Raw genomic sequence first — 20,159 nt, 5'->3', positions numbered from 1 at the left:
TAATACAAAGACGCAATTATCTACAAAAGATGTGAACAGTTTGTAAATTTCAAGAGTTTTTAGATTGACAAAAGCGTAGTAATTACTTCATTCACTGCTGAGGAAGAGGAAATATTTATGAGTTTATCCCAAGCTACAAAAACACCGACAACTAAAAAGAATAACAAATATGATGGAATATTTGGTAGCACAATAGCATTTCATCGAGTCTACGCCACGATAGCTGGTAGTGCTAGTGCTGGACTTTTTCTAAGCCAAGCTATGTATTGGGATTTGAGAACTAATGACCCACAAGGATGGTTCTACAAAACCTATGAACAATGGACATTAGAAACAGCACTAAATCGCTATGAATTAGACAAAATTAGGCATCATCTCACCAGTATCAATATCTTAGAAACCCAATTGAAAGGCTCTCCAGCACGACTTTATTATCGGCTCAACCACAAAGTATTGAATAACTTCTTAGATGCCATTCAAAAAGGCTCTTTCACATCCATTAGACCAAAGAACAAGAATACAAAAAAATACTCTCAAATCTCTGAGTCTGTTGACGGTCAACAAACTGACTCAGTTTGCTTACCCTCAAAAAACTTGTCTGCTGAGGGTCAACAAGCTAGTCCGATGACCGTCAACAATCCCAGTTGCTCACGGTCAACAAACTCTATATATATAGAATCTACAGAGATTACTTCAAAGATTACTTCAGAGATTACACACAATGCGCCCCTGGCTTCGCCACCCGCGCCCCCCACCCAAGAGAGTGTGTGTGAAAAAGAAGAACTTGATTTAACAACGCAAGAAATTGAACTCGAAGAACCAACTCCAGAAGAACCAAGCTTAGAAAAATCAACCCCAGAAGAACCAACCCCACAACAACCCACTTCGTTGTTAAAAAAATCCGAGTCTTCGCAACAAACCGATAATCCCTCAAGAGGATCAACTATTGCGGGGGGGTCGTTCGAGAAACACGAACAAACGAATAAGCCGCAACTAACCTGTCCCTACAAGACAGCCCGGAACGTAAAAGAATTGATTGATGCTTGGCTAACAGACCCGACTGCTATGAGTGATGATTCTCTACCACTGCTTGTCAGAGAAACAATCAAGTGGAATTGCTGGGTTTTACCTTGGCGCAATGGAGAGCGAAAGCTGAATAACTTGTACCAGAACTTCAACCCCATAGTCGTGGACTTTCTAGCACAAGAATTAGCCACGAAATCGAAACGCTCTGCACAACTTGAAATTACTCATGCGATCGCAGTCATGAATACCTGGGAGAAAACCAAAGGTGGGTGGACGAACCTGATGCAGCGCTATAACCAAGCTCATAGTGCCGAAATTCAACGCCTTGCCCAACAAAAAGCCATACAAACGGCTCATGCTGCCCCTAATGAGTTGAGGGCAGTACTACCCGAAATCAGACAAGCACGAAGATTTACAAAAGTAGCATAGCAGGAGAAAAAGCGATGTTTTCATCAGATTTTGCCCCAGATAACGTAGTTTCAATGCCTAACCGCTTACCGCCCCAGGCGATTGAAGCTGAAGAAGTAGTACTCGGTGGCATTTTGTTTGACCCCGAAGCGATCGCTCGTGTAATTAAGATTTTGCAACCAGAAGATTTTTACGTTGGTTCGCATAAGGACATCTACCGAGCCGCAGTCAGATTGCACCAGTCTCAGCAACCAACGGATTTATTGTTTGTTACCAGTTGGCTGGAATCTCATGGACTGTTGCATAATGTTGGCGGAAGAAATAAACTTGCATCCTTGCTTAACTCTTGCGTGTCAGCAGTTAACATCGATGCCTTAGCAGAATTGATTCGAGAAAAAGCGCAATTGAGAGCGGTGATCCAAACGGCTTTACAAATGGCACGCTACGCGATGGATGCTCCTTTGACTGAAACTACTGCCACTTCAGTCATCGAAATGGGACAACAAAAACTTTTAGAGTTGCGCCAATTAACTATGCCTTGTCAGATGAAGCTAATGGCTGACATCATTCCTGACGTTTATGCCGAGATTGAATTGGCCAATAACGGTGAAGATGCGATTGAGGTGAATGTCCCTACCGGATTCTATGATTTGGATTCGGTAATTGGCGGTATGCCTTTTGGTGCTTTGACCGTTGTTGGAGGTCGCGGCGGCATCGGTAAGTCCACCTGGGCATTAGATATTGGTATTCGGGCTGCTGCTAGCGGCTTAACAACCGCTTATTTTGCTTTAGAGATGTCTGCCTCACAAATGGTCAAAAAGACCCTCTCAAGGCTGGCAGCACCCCATGTTCCTGCTGACTTGCTTTTTAAACGCAATGCACTCCGGGAATCTCACTGGAATCCTTTGGCTCAAGCTTGTGCAGATGCGATGGCGCTACCATTTTGGTTAAATGACAACCCTGTAATCACCACCTCACAAATCAAGGGTGATTTGCAAGATATACAAGCTCGTTGTGGGTCAGTCAGTTTGGTGATTGTGGACTATGTGCAGTTGATTGAACCAATGCGCCGTGAACGTGGCGAAAACCGCGTGCAAGAAATCGACTCCATCTTGAAACAACTCAGGGCGATTGCTAAACAATTCAATTGCGCTGTCTTGGGTTTAGCGCAGTTAAAAAGAGAAGTTGATTCTCGTTCCGAAAAGCGTCCAACCAAAGCTGATTTTCGAGAATCTGGAGGATTTGAACAAGAAGCTGCTGTGATGTTGGGTTTATATCGAGAAGATTACTACGACAAGCAGACTACCCAAAAAGGCATTTTTGAAGTTTCAGTTTTAAAAAGTCGGTTTAGTAGTGAGACGACTGTTAATCTCTTGTTTGATGAGCGGTTTGGACAGTTTAAGAATTTGGCTAAGTCTCAATATTAAACAAATACAATAGGAGTTAACCTGAGCATTGTAAGAGTTCATGCAAGCAGTATTCCAGCGAGGGAATCAGCGAAAAGATATAACACTTAAAAAAGTAATGTTGGTTCAGTCTAAATCCAAAAGGAGGAGAAGATTATGATGAAGATAAATTTTCTGACCATTGACAAAGTAAAAGAAATAATTGAGCTTGCTAAGTTAGTTTATGGTTCAAAAACTTCCCAATCAATATCTGATATAAAATTAACAGATTCCAATACACAAGCCAAAGAACTAATCGAATTTTTGATTGAGCGCCAAACATCAAACACTCCCATAAATACATTTTCTGAATACATAAATAATCTTTCTTCGGGGGAAACAGCAGAAGCTATAGCACTAATGGGTCATTTGGCACGCTTATAGCCATTTTTGTAAAATAATTTTAGGGGTTCTAATGTGTCGAGTGGTACAAGCACCAGAACCGCCTAATCGATGTTGGTGCGATCGCCAACGAGTACGTTGACGACGAGCAGATCGTTTACCTGCCCATTCTGTCATGAGTTGGGTTTTGATTCCAAAAACTTGCCACGGTTTCTAGCCAGTCAATAATTTGTCCAGAGGTTTTGGGATGTTGGCTATAAGCGTGCGCGATGTTTAAGAATGCGTTGAATAGACTCTGCCATATTGAGCCAACTGCCGCCCAGGGGAGTATATAACGGTAGAATACCTTGATGACATAGCCAAACCACAAAATCAGGAGTCTTATGGCCGACCAGATTGTCACACACCAGTAACATCCGCTCATGTGGGAGTTCTTCAGGTAAGGTAAATTTAACTTTTAATCCTTGCCGCCAACTTGACCATAAAGCGTGGTTATCCTGAATAGATAAAACTGTTGTACTTTGTGGCAAAGACTGGATGATATCACTCAATTGTTGTTTGAGCCAAGCGTGTAACACAGTATTAGGGCAAGTTTCAACACCTTTGACTCGCACTACTCCACTAGCTGGGTGAAATAGCGTTAATAGTTTTGCTGTACCGTTAGGTTGATATTCGTGTGGTTGCAGTATCGGATGCCCTTGTGGTTGCCAACTGGAGGCCACATAAGGTGTAGTGGAATAGGGGCCAGCTTCATCTTCACACCATACTGCTATCCCTAACTGCTCACCAAACTTGTAGGCTCGCTCAATCAAGGCTTTTTTGCTTGTGTATCCGGGTCCTGAACTACTACACTTCCAGCTTTACGCTTACGCATGACGCGTCCAGTTGCACACCAACTTCGACTTTTCTGCCAACTCCAACCAGCCTCATGTAATACCTTCCAAATTGTGTAAGTACTAATGTCGCTCAAGCCATCTATATGCTGTAAATGTTTCTGTAAGGTGCTGAGTGACCAATTAGCAGTTCCATCTCTTTGCCGATCTGGAGGTTGCGTAGCACCTGCCAGGATTTGTTCTTGTTCGTTGACACCGTAAATTATTGTCGGCCCGCCTGCATGTCGAGGTGCAACTGCTGATAATCCTTCAGCATTAAAACGAGCCACTAACTGTGAAACCGCATCCCCAGAACGTCAACAACGCTTGTTGCTGCCTGGGTATAACTTTTTCCCGATGCCACCAACAGTAGGATTTTCGCCCGTATAACATGACTTGCTGGCTGACTTTCAGCACGACTAATTTTTAACAGCACATTTCGTTCTTGTTCCGTCAACGAACGTAGTGGTTTTTTTGGACAACGTGACATATCTACATTGCCCTCCTTAGATTTAGCAGTTCATACTTTTACTTTGCCATTAACTTTTTTTTTATGGCTATAAGCGTGCCAAATGACCCACTAGAACCTTGTGTAAGCTTTTAAGAACTTTTAGGTATTGCAGATATAGATATCGGGTTTTGGTGAAAGACTGTTAGTGGTGTGGGGATTTTAACAATTAAAATGTTTGCAGAGTAAAATATTAAAGATGAAATCAATAATAAATATAAACCTATATTTTTTTTTATAGAAGATAAAGAGTTGTTTATAAACGCTAGGAGCAAGGCTAAATAAAGATACAGCAAATATTTAGTTAAAAAATTTAGATTTACTTAATTTTTACTACTATTACAAATTTATCGATACTGCTAATATCGATTTTAAGGATTATGAAAAACTAGTCGCAACTTCGGAAATATTGATCGATGTTGCCATGATTAGTATCATGGTCAGGGCAAACGCATCTAAATTACTCTTGTTCGCAAGCAAGGTTAAGAAGTAATGAAAAAATTAGGACTTACGCATTGACAGCATAACTTAAATATGTGGTATGGATTCCAGGAATGAAACCTTGACTTTTTGACCTCTTTTAGGCGATGCCTACAACGGGCCTTCGATGTGCCTTTACCCATGATTCCACAGCACACAACCGATGGTCTGATTGAGTAATTATATATGTCAGTAACAATACACTCAATTGACCATAACTCATGCCTTTGTGGTTTCCTTGTGGTTTTTTGAGTTTTTGGTCAATACATTTAGCTATCCCCATCTTCACAAGCCATTCCACGATTACGGGAATATCATCAATCCGCTCAGAACTTATGTCCACTGTTTTCCCCGCTTACTGATACAAAACAGCGAATCAAAAGTGTTGTGTATACTCGCTATTGAGTACCACAATAAAATGATTGAGGGCTTTAAGTGCTGCTTTGTAGCCCGGTGATTGCTTACCTAACTTCAATTCCACTATGACTTGGTTACGTAAACTTTCAAGTGTTGCCACCTTTAGAGGCGCGCTCGCAACTTCAACAACACTAGTTTTGGCTTCATGTACGAACTCTTTTTTCCGTGTAATACCTGGGTGAACATTCTCTCTAATCACCTGTTCGACGTAATCAGCTCTAGTCATACCCAAGCATTCGCTACTCGATCCCCAAAGCCTTCCAGGTTTCATCCGTTAATCTTAAAGAGCGCACTTGACGATAATCATCGTCTTTGAGAGCGAACTTCCCTTGAATGTCCCGCTTTAACATTCGCCTCATCCGTGTATTACATCGTAAGTTTAACCCGAAATTAGTGAAGTTTGAAGTGTAATATCTAGTATTACAGATGAGGATGTTAATGAGCCAGAGTTTTCATGTAATACATGGAAAGGGCTATTTTCCTTTCGCCATGTATTACACGGGTTAGGTTTTAGGATATCCAAAATCGTATTGTTTCCTTTAACAGTAAGGCATTAATTCCTTTCACACTTCAAAAATAAGCGAACGTACAGTCACCCCATAAATTGTCATTTACATGAATTCGCCAACAGAGTCTTCGCTATATCCACCCCGTTTTCTAAAAAACAGTATCATAAACTACTATTTTTTTGGCGATCGCACCAAGCTTGCGGGCGTGAAACGCCCGCATATGATCGCTAATATTCGCAACTAGCCTTTATTATCCACGATTTTGCGTAAATTCTCAGTGGCTTGTTCTTTTGTGATCTTCTTCCAATCATAAGGTATATCAGGTTCTTCCACATGATATTGTCGCGCAAGCTCAGTGCGATACTTGCACATAAACCACTTCCAGTAATCTTCGGCTTTTACTGAGAAATCCCCCTTGATATCCCAATTAGGATACACATCTCGATATTGCTTGTAGGATTTCCAATTGAAATTAGTATCGCTATTTTGGAATTGATACTCCCCCGCTACATGTTCGGAACAAATTCCAGTTATGAGTTTGCGTGTATCTTTGTCTCTAAATCCTGTTACCCCTTGTGGACGATGTATATTGTTCAAAGTAGCATGGGAAGTACCTTTGTGATTTTTGGTACCAAGGGAACAGATTTCTCCACAGAATGGGCAGGCTTCAACACAACCTAAAACTTCATCAATGATTCTCTCAGCTACTTGATTTCGTAATTTTTGGTATTGCTGAGTGTTCGCTTGTGAAAAATAATTCAACTCAGATGTATTGAGTAGCTGTTGCTTAACTTTCTGCAACTCTTTGCTAATCTCATCATCGGGGAATGTGAAATCCTCTTTTGGAAATTGACTGTACAACCTTTTGACTCGCTCTAAGTTGTCAATAATCAAATCAGACCCTTTATGCTCCAAGAATTTATTAGTCCAATCCAAAATAGAACGGGAATTTGCTGGGCTAGTTTTAATTGATGTATTTGTCTTTTTAATAACCTGTTCTGCCGTCTCAACTGAGGCGTTAATGCTATCTTCGATCATCCCTCTAATACCTCCTTCACACTTGTTATAGTCATCAATATTACGCCCAATCCACTTTTCTAGAGCAGTTTTGGGATAGCGAATATATTCAATATAATCGGCAAAATTTTCGCGCTTGGCTAAGTCAATCATTATGCTGGCGATAAGTGATTGCTTGTCCCTGAAAAATTTGCTGTATTTTGGTGCATGACGTATATTAGCGACCTTATCTGGTAGGTCATTCTCTATTTTTTTGACAATTCCTTGTTGGATAATATTTAGTAGCGTTCCCACAACCGCATTTTTTAAGTTAGCACTATGGAAGATGGTCAGAAAAAGCTGCCAGAAGTCTTCTTTCTCCTCATTCATCTCGCTAATTGGATCTTGTGCTTTGCGCCACAGTTTATCAATTTCTTCAAGTCTGCGGATTGCCTCCCCACAAATAATCATAAATAGATCGGCTTTACACTGACGAGTCAGACTAAAACCTTTTAGATTTAACAAGCTACTTAAATTCTCAGATTTTTCCTCAAACTGTGCATCAACTTTTGTGAGAAATTTCCTCAAATAGTTTTTGTCATATTCAGCTTTAATTACTTGGTCTTCCATTCGGCCAAGTTCTTCGTTTAAATCTTCTAAAACATCATCTTTTAGCTTCTCAATTATTTTGTTAGTTCTCAAAATTTCATTTGGATTGAACTGATTTATTATTACTTGCAAACCCTTTTCTTGATAATATTGGTCGGTAATTTTAAAATCTTCTCCTTGGCAATCTTTAAGAGATTTGCCATCCTTCCGTTGGATAATCAGATTGTAAATATCTTGATGATGGTTAGCAAGAATTTCTTCAGCATCTATTAATACTCGTGCTGGTTTCAAGTCGGGACGCGGGATTTCACCGAGTAACTCTACCCATAGTTTTTCAAACTCTTGGCGTAATTCCGAGTCTGATATGGCAAGCAAATCTGCTTTGCTTTTGCCCTGTTTCTTCTCTCTGACATAGTTAGTTATGCGGTTAGGAATAACGTTTTCTTTATAGTCGCTATAACTTTTTTTACGTTTCAATTTAGCTAGGCGACTATCTTGATAATCTTGAATCCGTTGTTTGGCGTTTCTTTGCTGTTGGTCGCGCAAATCATCAAGGTCGTTAGCAGTGCTTGCTTCCCACTTTTTTATGGCGTTTTCGTGCTGACCATCTGGCTCTGCAAAAAACTTGTCAATCTTCTGTTTCTGATCTTGCCAAGTTTCCTGAACTAATTTTGACAAATCTTCTTCGTACTGTTGTACAACTTTCGATAAATTTTGTTCTGAAGCACAGCTACTAATATCCGTATGAGCACGACTAAGCAAACTAGCAATTTGTTCGCCGAATTCTCGAACGATTTCACCCCAGAACGTGTTGAGTTTGTTACGTGCTTGAATCTCAATCGTATTCTTAAATTGATAAACAAAATCCTCTCTCTTGACTGCATCCCATAAATCCTCAAGATGCGCTACAAATTTATCTATCGATGATATATTCTTGGAGGTTATTCCATAGATAATTTTGCTAGTCAGTCCCTTGACACCCTTGCTATAGTCGGGGTCTACGGGATTGCGGGCAGCCACTCCTTTGTATAATGTCCCCAAGTACTCCACATCCTTCTTCAGGTCAAACTCGATGATGTCACGAAAAGGACGAACGGGTTGACGCTCTGCTTGATAAGCAAGTGCGGTATATTTATCGAGAGTGTTATTGAGATTTACGTTTTGTTTGTCTAGTTTTTCTGGAGATGAAGTATCAACATTGCGGTGAACAATTTTAGTTTTAGGCTTTAAGTTTACCTGATTCATCCTTAAAAATGCCTGCACAGATATGGGCAAGATGTCTTTCAGATATTCGGAGTTTTCCCCAGATGCTTTAATCAGCGATAAATCGCTTAAACCAATCACAAAGGTAGATAGTTCGTTATCATGTCCTGTTTCTGACTCTAAGGATTGCTCCGGTGATTTTATCCCTTCTGTATCGACCACAAAAATATAGTCAACCTGTAACTGTTCTCGCAGTTCCGGTGCTAGTTTTACCGGTTGCAAGTAAATTCCCTTCGTGCAACGCCCAGCACTGACGGCAAACTGTAGCCCAAACATTACATTCAGTAGGGTGGATTTCCCAGAACTCTGAATACCCATTGCTGATAAAACAAAGATACGAGGGTTTGCTGTTTCCTGCTGCTGCACCATCTGGGTGAATTCTCTTAGGACTGCTTGCACCCACTCCAATGGAACGGAACTCACCTCCCCATCCATAATTTCTAGTGGATAACCGCTCAAGAGTAAGTTCGCCGCAATCTGGGGCAGTTTTTGATATAGTTCTTCTTGTTCTTGGCTACGGGGTTCAATCCCCTTGACAGCTAAATACACCTGTCCAATTTCTCGTAGTAAATGCTCTAACCCAAAAGACTGGGCTGTAATTTGTTCGTCGATTAGTTTCAGTTCCTGATTGATGTTGTCTCTTGCTTGAAGTTCTTGCTTTCTTTGAGCATCAGTTTTAGTCGTTCCTGACTCTGATGCTGATTCTGGTGAGGTTTGATATTGCCCTAGTTGTATCATTTTTTCGCCATAGGCAGCATATAAATCGGGGAGTTCGGCTCGTGACAGCGCATCCAATCCTAGTTTTAACTGTCTGACAAAGTATTCAAGTATCTGTAGCTCGTTCTGGAATAGTGCTTTGAGGAAGAGTTGTGTAACGCTCGGTAGCCGCCCCTGCTGAATCATCTCAATCTGCTGTAGTCGGCTATGGGCTTTGCGTTCTTTTTGTTTCTTTACGTAAACATCTGAAGATTCGTTAGGATCTTTGCCCTTTGTCCGCACGACTTTCTTATCTGCTTGTGCCCATTCTTTCCACCATTTGCTTTGTAGGGGGAGTAATTCAGCCTTCCGTGTTTCTTTCGGATGCTGACGCACGAGTTTTAAAATCTCTGCGGCTTGGTTAATGCCTTGCTGACAGAAGTATTCCTCTTCATCAACTTCCATCCCTTGTTGCTGCATAACCTTTGCCAAGTCTGCTAGGCTGATTTTTGAGTTAGCAGTCGGTTTCAAGGTTCTTAACTTATTCCGCACTTCATCCCGAATTTCTGGCTGGGATTTATCAGCAATACTAATCAGGGTGATTTGGTTGCGCTCGTTCTGGAAATTCGCCATCAACTGACGAACTATTGCCCTATCTTCTTCTTGAATATTTTTATTGGTCAATAACAAAATGACCACTTTGCCAGCATCTAATAATTCACGAACAACTTGGACGGCTGAGTCTTCTAGTTGCTTACTGGAAGTGAAAATGACGACATGTGAGGAAATTTGCTTAATTAATTTTAATTGCTGGGGATGCTTGCGTGCATCTCCTCGCAGATTGGCAAAAGCGGTAATATCGTCAAACTCAAAATCGTTTTGGTTGTTGCCATCACCTGGCAACGATGCGTCATTTTTATTTTTCTGATTTACTTCAGGTAGATGCCACGCCAATTCTACCGTGCCTTCAGCAAGTTGGCGATTTTGGTTGGAGCCTTCTGAGTCTTTGTGGAAAAAGATATCGTGCGGATTATTACCAAACATGACCGCATTGAGGAGGACTGATTTGGATATTTCAGCCCGATCAAAGCGAATAAAACTCACCATCTCCATCGGATAATCAGCGATAGTGCGCTCTTCTGAGCGAACTTGTCCCCCTTGTGTTTTCTTCCACCTCATCACCAGGGCACGCATTGCCCACAAAAAGAATTTCGGGGCATGGTTTTCACTTTCTTGAATCACTAGGGGAATAGCTAATTTACACTCCCATAGTTTCACCACCAAATCCTGGCGAATAATGGGGTGACAACAGAGGAATGTTGCTGTCATTACATCCAAGGGATGAATATCTTTCTTGGTTAACTCATCACCATCGCTATTTCCAAGCCACCATTCTTCTTCACTCTCTGAAGATTTTGCCTCTTTGCTGTCAGTTTTCAGCCATCTTGCCTGGTGATTTAAAGCTAGTAGATTAGTCAGGAAATAGAGTGATAGTTCCTCCGGCTTGCGTGAAGGATTTTCAGCTAAAGAATACTTGGTAATTGTATAGACTTCTTCCCGTCTCAGCTTGTTGGGATAATACTGACTCAATCCCAAATCCTTGAGAAGGTTATCCAATATGGGAGCAGGAGATTCTGGTGCAGGTGGCCTGCTTGTTTGCTCTCCCGGTGATGGAATCCCTTCCGGTTGCTTGAAAATCTCTGATAAATCATTGTTCATATTTGGGGGAATTTCTTTAGGATTGATGACTGCTTCTATTTCTTCACGAGCATCGGCACATTCATATGAAATTCCAACGTTGTATCTTGTGAGAATGCTTTGAAGAGATGCCGACTTGAATTTGGGTTGCAAGATTGTATTAATAAACTCGATTGTCTTTTCTTTCTCGAAATTCAAAGCTCTTGAATCTAGAACCTTTAGCAGCAGATGAGCTTCTCGTTTTTCTCGACGATATTCTTGAGACATAATCCCCAAGTGCTGCTCTTTATCTTCCTTCAAAATATCGGCTAATTTCTGATATTCTTCTGACTTCAAATCTTTCGGGAAAATATTCAGACTGGGAATATAACCAAGCGATAGCAGCAAAACTAAGAGAGCAAGTTCACTCAATTCATCTTGTTTTCTCAACTCAGAACGCAAACTTAAAATGGCTAACACCAAGTATTTGTTACACTTAGCCATCATTTCTTCAGAGACTTGAGTCAAATCTCCGGTTAGCTTATCTTCTACCATCAATTGTTTAAGCTGAACAATTAACTTAATCAGAGCATCAACATCATAAATATCTGGAACGACGATTTTTTCGTTATCTTCTGATTTATTGAGCCAATCAAAGACATCTTTATATTGTGTATAGTCATTCATGACAATCGCGTCATCCGATGTCAACAACTGACGCATCAAATTCTTAGCCTCTTGATTAGACTCATTGTTATGTTTTATACAGTTGAGATAATTGCAAACAACTACATTGGATAAAAACTCTTGTCCCCAATAAGCTTTATTATTGACTGTTTCCTCTACTTCTCGCCGCAATTTAACCAGTTCTTTTAAATGTTGACTAGCGGGTACTTCTTGAACGGTCAACCATTGAGGGATTTGATTTTGTAACAAATTATTGATACGATTCCGAACTTCCCCGATTTTATCGACAAAGTACCGAAAATCAGTCTTCAAGCCACTAATTTTCATCCATTCTGCGTGGAGCAATTCCGCCAGTTTTTGCGGAGACTCAAATTCATGTGCATAGTGGCGACATATAACTTCCCAAACCCCTAATAATCGCAGATCGTCTCTGCCAATTACTGCCCAACTGTTGGCATTTTCAAGTAAACTGCGCTTCCAATCTTGCAGATTTTCAGCTTGTGGCGAACCCCCAAATCGATTAGTTTCTAAGCGCACTTGCGATGCAATATTACTTTGCTGATTAGTTGTCTGTTCGTCAGTGCTAGAGGTTTGCTCCAGTGCCACATTGCCCTTAGCAATAATTGATATAGCCAGTTTGAATTCAGTTGCGATCTTATCGTTCACAGCTTTTTTAGCTTCTGCTTTTTGAGACTCTGAAAAATCACTCAAAAAAGCAGACATTAAATAAATGCCACCAAATGTAACTTTTCCCAAGAGGGCATGGGAGCCATAGGTTTTTAAAAAACGCCGACAAGTATTGGTTACTTCTGATTCATAACCAACTTGATTTAACTGCATATCGATAACTTTTAATTCCTTTAAAGCAGCGCCATCGATACGGATTTGGTTGTCAGTTAAAATGCAAGTTACTGTAGGCACAACCGCGTATTGAACTCGCGAGTAGTAAGAAGTTTCTTTACTATCTGTTACTTCCGCAGTAGCGTCTCTGACCTTATTTTTGGTAATCTTGAAATCACCACCTATTTGTAGGCAGTTGATTAAAGCATTTCCTTCAGCAGAAGCACTTATATTGGAGCCAAATTTTTCGACAACCTTTTTAAAGCGACTTTCTTTTGTTTGCGACTTAAATTCCTCAGTACGATCAATACCCTGATGGGATGGATTGACAAACTGAGCATCACCTTCAATAGTGATGAGTTTCGCTCGTGGTTGCAATGTAATTTCTTCATTGATATCGATGAGAACCCCTTGCAATGCCAGTCCTGTTGAAGCCCTTTCTATAAGCTGGTTATTCGCATATCGATAATAAGTGAGTGCATTGCCCTCATTGGTTTTTGCTACGCTAGAGTCAGTATTATCCGAGGTTGGTTGCGACATAGTTCGACTTCTCTTGAGGTAAGTGGATTTTAATGCTCTTTGATGACTTTGGTGAGAGACAAATTAGTAGACCGAAAAGTTGTACGATCACTCTTGTCGATGGGGCAAATGCATGGTGTTTCTAAAAACCCTGCTGGATAAGTATCTTGACGAAAAAATGTGCATAACGGCTAGTCTAGGTAGTAAATAGACATCTCCGAAAACCATTAAAACCTTTGTATGACTGGGTTTGAGGACATAAATGCAATGATCATAAACTAGCTAGGCTATCAGTCAAAGAATTCTTTCCACCCTTACAAGTGACGAGCACTGGGGGGTGCTGGTGGCGTTGGAGCAGGCACAGCCGCAGATGTTTGGGCAGTTGGTGGCCGAGGCTCCCTATTGGGTGCAGTGGATGGAGTGAAGGGTTGGGGCGAAGGGAAGCGAGGATCGCTCCGTCTGGTCACAGGCGATCACACTACCTTACTACTTGCAACCTCACATGATTTACCATCTTCTATTTAACTCATTGACAACATCTTGTGCTTTACTCTCATTTAACGGGACTTCAAAAAAGTCAACAGCAACAAAATTGGGAAGCTGCTTGGCTGTTTTAGAGCATTGATTGTCGATTCTGTCCATGATTTTGTCATAGTGATTATCAATAGCTGCTGTGATCACAGTAGGAGTATTTCTGTAATGATTGAAAACAAACAACTTGGGATAATCAGCATCGACATACTGACCGTCATTCCATCTTGAAGGACAATCCCATTGGTCACCTAAATCACCAAGACTCCAAAAGTTTTCTTTTGTATAAGAACGGTTATAAGCAACTCCAATTTGTGTGTTTGCATTTTCATGGCTTCGAGAACTGAAAATAACTAAGCGTTTATTCCACTTAATCATGTCTGATAAAAAGGGCCATTGGTTCTTTTCTTTTACTCTCCAATTAGAATCATTATCAGGATCATAGATTAATTCTTTCAACCCTATAACTTTCTCCAGTTCATCCTTTAATCGCGGAGTTTCAGTGTAGTCTTCCAAGAAAACAGTTACTACTTCACTCACATTTGTTTTAAGAAACTCGATTACATCATTTAAAGCTTCATATAGCCTCTTTGCAGGAATGCTACCATAAGTAATTCCAGCTACCCAACCATGATCATCAACTCCATGCAATAAATATACTCCTGGCTCTGGAATTACTCCAAATACATCTCCACTTCCAGGTTCCTTAAAATATGTGTCAAGCATTAAAGATCTAACGCCACTATTTAGTTGTTTAGATATTGAATAGCTTTGGTTAGGCCAAGTCCATTGGTTATCATAATTCACAAAAGAATTATGGCTACATAAAAAGGAGTATTCATTATATCTGCGTTCACCAGAGATAAGAGTAAATGGTAACTTTGGTCTTGATACTGGGTTGTCTAAAATAGATTTTGCGTGTTTGATGAGAGGAAAGCCGTTTTGAAATTGATCTAGGCCAATAGCCCAAATCATTGCACCACCTAATCCTTTCTCAATCAAATAACTAATTTTATAACCGATTGACTCAGCATCGTCATAACTGACCCAATCCCCAGTTTGACTATTGTAGGCATATGGGGTTAAGGTTGGTTCATGCCACTGTCGCGTCAGAGAACCGCTTGATATCAAGTTCTGAATTTCGTAGTAAGAAAGGACTCCTGGTGTTACAGTTGCTGGCCCCGCATTTCCAGCACTACTATAAGGTTTTCCTGGCCCATTATCACTTAAGCTCAATGGGCTAGAAACCTTGAAAGTTCGCCCATAAGTAGCCATTCCAAGAATGATTTTGCTAGTAGGAATTCCAGATTCTAAATAAGCTTCAACGGTATTTTTAATACTGAATGTTCCTCCTGGAGTAGAATCTTCTGCTAATGGAGCATTAACTCCTGTGACTTTATCGTCAGGAAAAGCACCATGATAGTCATAAGACATCACATTTAACCAATCCAGATATCTGGCACACTGAGCAAGCCATTGAAAAAACTCTTGAGAAGTTTTTGACTCTCCTTTTGGGATTGCAGGTGAGGCAATAGTTAGAAGTAGTTTTTGCGCGGCTGCATCACTATTAATTGCATTGCGGAACTCGTTGAGAAGAGTGAGGAAATTATCAAAATCTTCCGGTTTTCCCCCTCTATCCGTGACAGCAGGGTATTCCCAATCAAGATCGATCCCATCAAAACCATATTTATGGGCGTATTCAATTGCAGAGTTAATAAATTGTTGCCTTCCTGCTGATGAAGCCGCCATTTGGCTAAAGAGAGGGTACGTATAAGTACCTATTTGAGTTGGATCTTGAGGATCGTTAAATCCCCATCCCCCAATCGACAACAATGTTTTGAGATTGGGGTTCTTTTGCTTCAATTTTTGAATTTCTGGATAAAGTACTGTCTGATCGTTCCATTCTATAGGTTGAATTCTATAGTCACCAGTAAGATGTGGGTTATTTGGATCGATACCCTTGCTGATATAGCCAAAAATTCCGAAAGCAAAGTTTATGTGTGTATATAGCGATGGATCAATCTGTGCAGGAAGAAATTGTCCGCCACCTTGACGGTATTGAGACCAGTTTTCAAAATAACCAACAATTTTATATCCTGTAGAGTTTTGAGCATTAGCTGCAAGAAAGTTAACTAAAGGCACACTTCCTGCTGCTGCCGTTCCAGCTACGATGCTACCTGAAAGTTTGACAAATTGCCGTCGAGAAAACCCATCAAACATATTAATCTTCCTGTGAAAAACTAAATTCTTACTCAGACCTATGCCACTCATAAAATTTTGATTAGAGGGAGAAAACAAAATATCATTGTTACTGTTTGCCTGGATACCTAGTTTTACAAGTAGCTCCGTCAAAGAATGTATTGTAGCTTTTACCGTCACCACTGACTCCTAGTTCCGGATCGGCAATGCCAACACGTAAACGTTTTGGATCGCCAGGCCCAGCAATTGCATGGGATATTTTTTGATAATCGTTGATTAATTCGGTATACCTTGCAAGGTCGAATTCTTTTTGTTTGCTACTAAAAATATCTGCAAAACCTTTACGCACTAAGCCAAATCGCGTCGCTTCAGCAAAGAGTCCAGCATATAAACGTAAATGCTCTGAGGCATAATTATCAGCACTAAAATTTTTCTTTATGAGTTCTTCAAAATCACTTGTTATCCTCTCTTTATTTACAATTAATCTTTTACTCGTATTTTGATAACGTGTTTGTTTTTCAGATAATTCTTGCAAGTCTTCTGGAGTCCCAGCTTTAACAATGTAGAGATCGCTTTTTCTAAACTCAAGCACTAAGGTCTTCTTGCCCATAGTGATATGTCTTAAGAAGGTTAATTTTTCCAGTTGTTTCCGTTCTTCTGGGCTTGCTATTTTATGAGCCTTTTCAAAGTCATCTCGCAATCCTTTAATAAATTTATTGTATTCTTTCCCTAAATTTATCTTCGACAGATCACTATTAGACAGATCGCTTAAATTTAAGGTTGGAATCTGGTTGCTGGTTGTTGCAATGCCCTGTACAGATGGAGTGATCGATATATCAAACGAGAGGTTAAAGTTCTTGTCTTCACTGCTGACCGATGCGTCGAGCTTGCGTGAATCAGGGCTAACCGATCGCAGACAGGGAAAGGCTTCGTCCCAATCAACGTTGGCGCGAGCTTCCTGCCGTTTGCGCCACCATCGCCCAAGACCATTAAGATTAGATTCATCTAAAGTACGTATCAGGTTGTCAGTAGGAACTTGCCGGGAGGCACGGGTGATTCCTTCCACCGCACTGCCAACGGCCTTGCCTGTCCCTTTTAAGGTTCCTAGACCAGGAACTATCTCTAGGGCAAGGAATGCCGCGTCTATGCTAAGTCCCACGCATCCTGCCGTTTCGCCATCTCTGCAAGCAATGGAGTTTTCAATAATCGAAACCAAATCTCCAACGAAAGGAATAAAGTTCAAAATTAGTTTTACAGAGTCAAAGTATGCCTGAGCGCGGCTGGGAGCAATTTGCAGTTCGCAGCGATGCAACTGTTCCTTGTCGTCACTAAGGCATAAACCGTGGCTACCTAAATCAACACTGACGCGCTCGAAAAAATCGCTTTGTTCTAGTATTTCTTGTACGAGGGGAATACTTCCTCTCATAGAAACAAAATTTGGCGGACTTTCTTCGTCTTCAGTATTCACATCGAACACATCGGCCCCATGTGCTTCAATCAGAATGTAGTTTCTATGGTTTCGTGCCAGACAGACATAGGGATATTCACCAGTAGCATAGGCGATCGCTTGCTGGGTGATCCACTTTACGCCCTTCGCAGATATATCAAGGTATCCGATACGGTACCACAGTTTGGCGTATTCACCATCTGAACGGTGTACCTCAACTATATAACCATCATTGGTTGCAGCAATAGAGGAATGCTTACCTGTGTCATATTCTACATCGCTGCCCCACCAATTGATGTGTCCATCTGGTTGTACCTCTCCAACGCGAACCCACAGCTTTTCAAAGATACCATCACTCATATGAACTTCAACAACAACAGTTTTGCTATCTTGTTCAACAACTGTGATGGCTGGTTCGCGCCCTTTTACATATTCTATAGATTGAGTTAGGAAGTCGATGACACCGCCTGAAACTTTGCCTACGTTGTAGACTAATTGCTGGTTCCATAGCTCAAAGCCTTTCTGGTGAGTTGCGATAACCAAGTTAGCATTGGAAAGTGTCACATAAGGTCTAATCCCTTGCCCATACTTTTGCGGCGAACCAGACCAGAAGAAACCAGACGAGCCTGCACGTCCTATTCGGCAGAAGAGATCGTGGTTAGTACTAGATTTTTCGTAGACAAGAACTACATACCCTTCATTATTCAAAGCTAGAGAAGGCTCACTGCCCGAATCTGCTTTGAATTCTTGTAATAACCAATTAAATCCCTCCTCCACATAATACCCAACTCGAATGAATAAGGCTCCATCCCTCTCGTAGACTTTGACGGCAATGCCATCGTCGTTGACCGCGACTGCTGGGGACTTTGCATCTGTTTCAACAGCATCGTTTGGCAGTATGTCTATATTTTTTGGTTGCTTTTGAGGATTGCCTGAATTCTTATACAGTGCCTTGGTGATGCTATCCTCGCTTTCCCAAACATCATTAGATAGTTCCCAAATAATCACTCCCTGTGCGCCAACCCTTTTTAAGAAATCCAATTTAGCAACGGCAGTATCTGGCGTTTCAAAGTAAATGTTATGAGCATATGGGTAGCTTCCTAAAACCGAGATAAACGGGGGTCTTGGGGTATCTCCTGACACCTTAATGTTGGCGTTATCTGCCTTAGAAGCATTAGAAAATTGATTTAGGAGGTCTTTATAACGGATTACCTTATAACCAGGAGGAACCTGACCGCTCAAATCATCTGGCTCTTTACCATAAGCAAAATCATATCCGTAAATTGGCACTCCTGTAGCAATTTTATTTCTCGGAAGCTTTTGTCCATTTCCTTGCCAGTTAGTGAAGAAGGGATTCGTCCAATACCAGAGCGAGTCTTCTACAGAAAGAATTGGGTTGTCTAACATGGGATCGGTCGCTTTCACAGAACTCTTGCGATTTCTAGGCCACTCTCCCTGCTGTTCGGCTGAATAAACCTCTTGTTTGCGAATTTTTAGAAGTGCGGTTTGAGGTCCTACTGGTGATTGATTCCAAGAGCCAGTTAGGTCGTAGGTCATGATACCGAGCCAATCAACATACTTGATTAATTCTGGGTCATAACAATTACCATACCAAGAGGTGGCAAACACAGCAGATGAAATGATTTTATCTGGCATCGCTTGCTTCAATTGTTTGGCAAATTCCGTCAATCCTTTGCCTGCGGGATGTGCTCCATCACTCTTAAGTCTGCCGCCTTGATCTTTATTGGCATCATTATTTTTATCCCACCAGCACTCCAAATCCAGATCTACTCCGTCCAGTCCATTTGACTCGACAAAATCAACTACATTTTTGACCGCTTTTTGGAGCAATGGATCAGCAGGATTTTTACCAATGCGTTCCATGAGGTAAAGAAAGCCATAATCTGTTGCACCTCCAAGAGCTATCAAAATGTGAGTTCCGCATTGATGTCCAGTGAAGATAACATCTCTAAGAATAGCATTGACATCATTGACAGTTTTGGGTTCAAACTGACCGAGTTCGGTTTCACTAAACATGAGAAACGAGACGATGCCATGAGTAATATTGCAGTACATCTCTGCATTGGCATAGTCAAATCCCTCTTGCTTTCGCCAGGTTGGAATATAACCAATAATCTTAGCTGGCTCAGTTGCAGGGCTAGAGGTGCGATCGTACAATTCATCATACAATCGCCATCCATTAGTATTCGGATCTCCTTCCCCCGGTTTTGAAGCCCAGAAGTCAGCAATAAATATATTGCCCTGGTATTTTACAATTTCTCCTGTTTTATATCCTTCGGGCTTGTGTATCCATTCAGGAACTTTAGGATAATTTTGAGAAAATCCCATACTTTACACCTTGTATTAAGTAATAGAGAAAAAATATTTTTAATTCTGAGATTTCTACCAATACTTCGGTGCCACTTCACGGCTTTAATGGCCCTGGCCCCTTTTTTGAATTCCATACACAAACTTCTTGATTGATCTGTAATTGTTGTGCTTCTTGTTCTGTGAAAGCAGAACCATCTGTCTTTCTAATTTGCCACCAATACTGACCATCACCATATACTTTTTCAGCAATAATATATAGTGTTTCTCCAGATTTTACGTGGTAGGAATCATAGGCGCTGGGACAAGACATACATTACCTCGTATTTTGTAAGTATTTACTGGTTCCAAATTACTTGA

12 protein-coding genes and 1 pseudogene are annotated in these 20,159 nt (G+C 40.9%); 3 read left to right on the top strand and 10 right to left on the bottom strand.

The window, feature by feature from the left end; genetic code table 11:
• Nucleotides 1-117 precede the first annotated feature (117 nt).
• The 3 genes from IQ274_RS27660 (at nucleotide 118) to IQ274_RS27650 (ending at nucleotide 3,263) form a co-directional block, all read left to right on the top strand.
• On the top strand, nucleotides 118-1,455 hold the full coding sequence (locus tag IQ274_RS27660) for a hypothetical protein (RefSeq protein ID WP_228058399.1): 1,338 nt from the start codon (nucleotides 118-120) through the stop codon (nucleotides 1,453-1,455).
• Nucleotides 1,456-1,469: 14 nt separating this feature from the next.
• Nucleotides 1,470-2,861: a replicative DNA helicase gene (locus tag IQ274_RS27655; RefSeq protein ID WP_194144092.1), complete on the top strand. Its 1,392-nt coding sequence runs from the start codon at nucleotides 1,470-1,472 to the stop codon at nucleotides 2,859-2,861.
• A gap of 135 nt (nucleotides 2,862-2,996) precedes the next feature.
• Nucleotides 2,997-3,263 carry a hypothetical protein gene (locus tag IQ274_RS27650; protein WP_194144091.1) on the top strand — a complete coding sequence of 89 codons (267 nt, stop codon included), beginning with the start codon at nucleotides 2,997-2,999 and terminating at the stop codon, nucleotides 3,261-3,263.
• Here the strand turns inward: IQ274_RS27650 and IQ274_RS36795 are convergent.
• From IQ274_RS36795 to IQ274_RS27610, 10 genes and pseudogenes are all read right to left on the bottom strand, one after another.
• Complete coding sequence (locus tag IQ274_RS36795; protein WP_228058398.1) at nucleotides 3,258-3,398, bottom strand: hypothetical protein; 141 nt, start codon at nucleotides 3,396-3,398, stop codon at nucleotides 3,258-3,260. The two genes, IQ274_RS27650 and IQ274_RS36795, sit on opposite strands and share 6 nt — an antisense overlap.
• A gap of 77 nt (nucleotides 3,399-3,475) precedes the next feature.
• Entirely contained in the window at nucleotides 3,476-4,033 is a 558-nt protein-coding gene (locus tag IQ274_RS27645; RefSeq protein ID WP_228058397.1) for a transposase, read from the bottom strand.
• Nucleotides 4,030-4,383 carry a hypothetical protein gene (locus tag IQ274_RS36790; protein WP_322745356.1) on the bottom strand — a complete coding sequence of 118 codons (354 nt, stop codon included), beginning with the start codon at nucleotides 4,381-4,383 and terminating at the stop codon, nucleotides 4,030-4,032. The genes IQ274_RS27645 and IQ274_RS36790 overlap by 4 nt, the downstream gene beginning before the upstream one ends.
• Nucleotides 4,383-4,583 (bottom strand): hypothetical protein, encoded by a 201-nt coding sequence (locus tag IQ274_RS36785; RefSeq protein WP_228058396.1) that lies wholly within the window; start codon nucleotides 4,581-4,583, stop codon nucleotides 4,383-4,385. The genes IQ274_RS36790 and IQ274_RS36785 overlap by 1 nt, the downstream gene beginning before the upstream one ends.
• A gap of 598 nt (nucleotides 4,584-5,181) precedes the next feature.
• The gene (locus tag IQ274_RS27635; protein WP_228058395.1) at nucleotides 5,182-5,424 is read right to left on the bottom strand and encodes a hypothetical protein; all 243 of its coding nucleotides are present in this window, start codon (nucleotides 5,422-5,424) and stop codon (nucleotides 5,182-5,184) included.
• Between the two features lie 33 nt (nucleotides 5,425-5,457).
• Nucleotides 5,458-5,848: pseudogene (locus tag IQ274_RS27630) on the bottom strand (hypothetical protein).
• A 399-nt stretch (nucleotides 5,849-6,247) separates the two neighbouring features.
• Entirely contained in the window at nucleotides 6,248-13,315 is a 7,068-nt protein-coding gene (locus tag IQ274_RS27625; protein WP_194144090.1) for an MAC/perforin domain-containing protein, read from the bottom strand.
• 486 nt (nucleotides 13,316-13,801) lie between these two features.
• A complete protein-coding gene (locus IQ274_RS27620; RefSeq protein ID WP_322745354.1) occupies nucleotides 13,802-16,204 on the bottom strand; it encodes a glycosyl hydrolase family 18 protein in 2,403 nt (800 codons plus the stop codon).
• Nucleotides 16,134-19,820 carry a glycoside hydrolase family 18 protein gene (locus IQ274_RS27615; RefSeq protein WP_194144089.1) on the bottom strand — a complete coding sequence of 1,229 codons (3,687 nt, stop codon included), beginning with the start codon at nucleotides 19,818-19,820 and terminating at the stop codon, nucleotides 16,134-16,136. The genes IQ274_RS27620 and IQ274_RS27615 overlap by 71 nt, the downstream gene beginning before the upstream one ends.
• 76 nt (nucleotides 19,821-19,896) lie before the next feature.
• Complete coding sequence (locus tag IQ274_RS27610) at nucleotides 19,897-20,112, bottom strand: LysM peptidoglycan-binding domain-containing protein (protein ID WP_194144088.1); 216 nt, start codon at nucleotides 20,110-20,112, stop codon at nucleotides 19,897-19,899.
• Nucleotides 20,113-20,159: the final 47 nt, after the last annotated feature.

The sequence above is a fragment of the Nostoc sp. LEGE 12447 genome (assembly GCF_015206985.1).
In the GTDB taxonomy this organism is placed as follows: Bacteria; Cyanobacteriota; Cyanobacteriia; order Cyanobacteriales; family Nostocaceae; genus Nostoc.
Note: the sequence above shows the minus strand (reverse complement) of the source record. Positions and strands in the feature narration are given on the sequence as shown.

Coding starts and splice junctions, on each gene's coding strand:
- IQ274_RS27660 (WP_228058399.1), top strand. CDS start 118: ATGAGTTTATCCCAAGCTACAAAAACACCGACAACTAAAAAGAATAAC.
- IQ274_RS27655 (WP_194144092.1), top strand. CDS start 1,470: ATGTTTTCATCAGATTTTGCCCCAGATAACGTAGTTTCAATGCCTAAC.
- IQ274_RS27650 (WP_194144091.1), top strand. CDS start 2,997: ATGATGAAGATAAATTTTCTGACCATTGACAAAGTAAAAGAAATAATT.
- IQ274_RS36795 (WP_228058398.1), bottom strand. CDS start 3,398: ATGACAGAATGGGCAGGTAAACGATCTGCTCGTCGTCAACGTACTCGT.
- IQ274_RS36785 (WP_228058396.1), bottom strand. CDS start 4,583: ATGTCACGTTGTCCAAAAAAACCACTACGTTCGTTGACGGAACAAGAA.
- IQ274_RS27625 (WP_194144090.1), bottom strand. CDS start 13,315: ATGTCGCAACCAACCTCGGATAATACTGACTCTAGCGTAGCAAAAACC.
- IQ274_RS27615 (WP_194144089.1), bottom strand. CDS start 19,820: ATGGGATTTTCTCAAAATTATCCTAAAGTTCCTGAATGGATACACAAG.
- IQ274_RS27610 (WP_194144088.1), bottom strand. CDS start 20,112: ATGTCTTGTCCCAGCGCCTATGATTCCTACCACGTAAAATCTGGAGAA.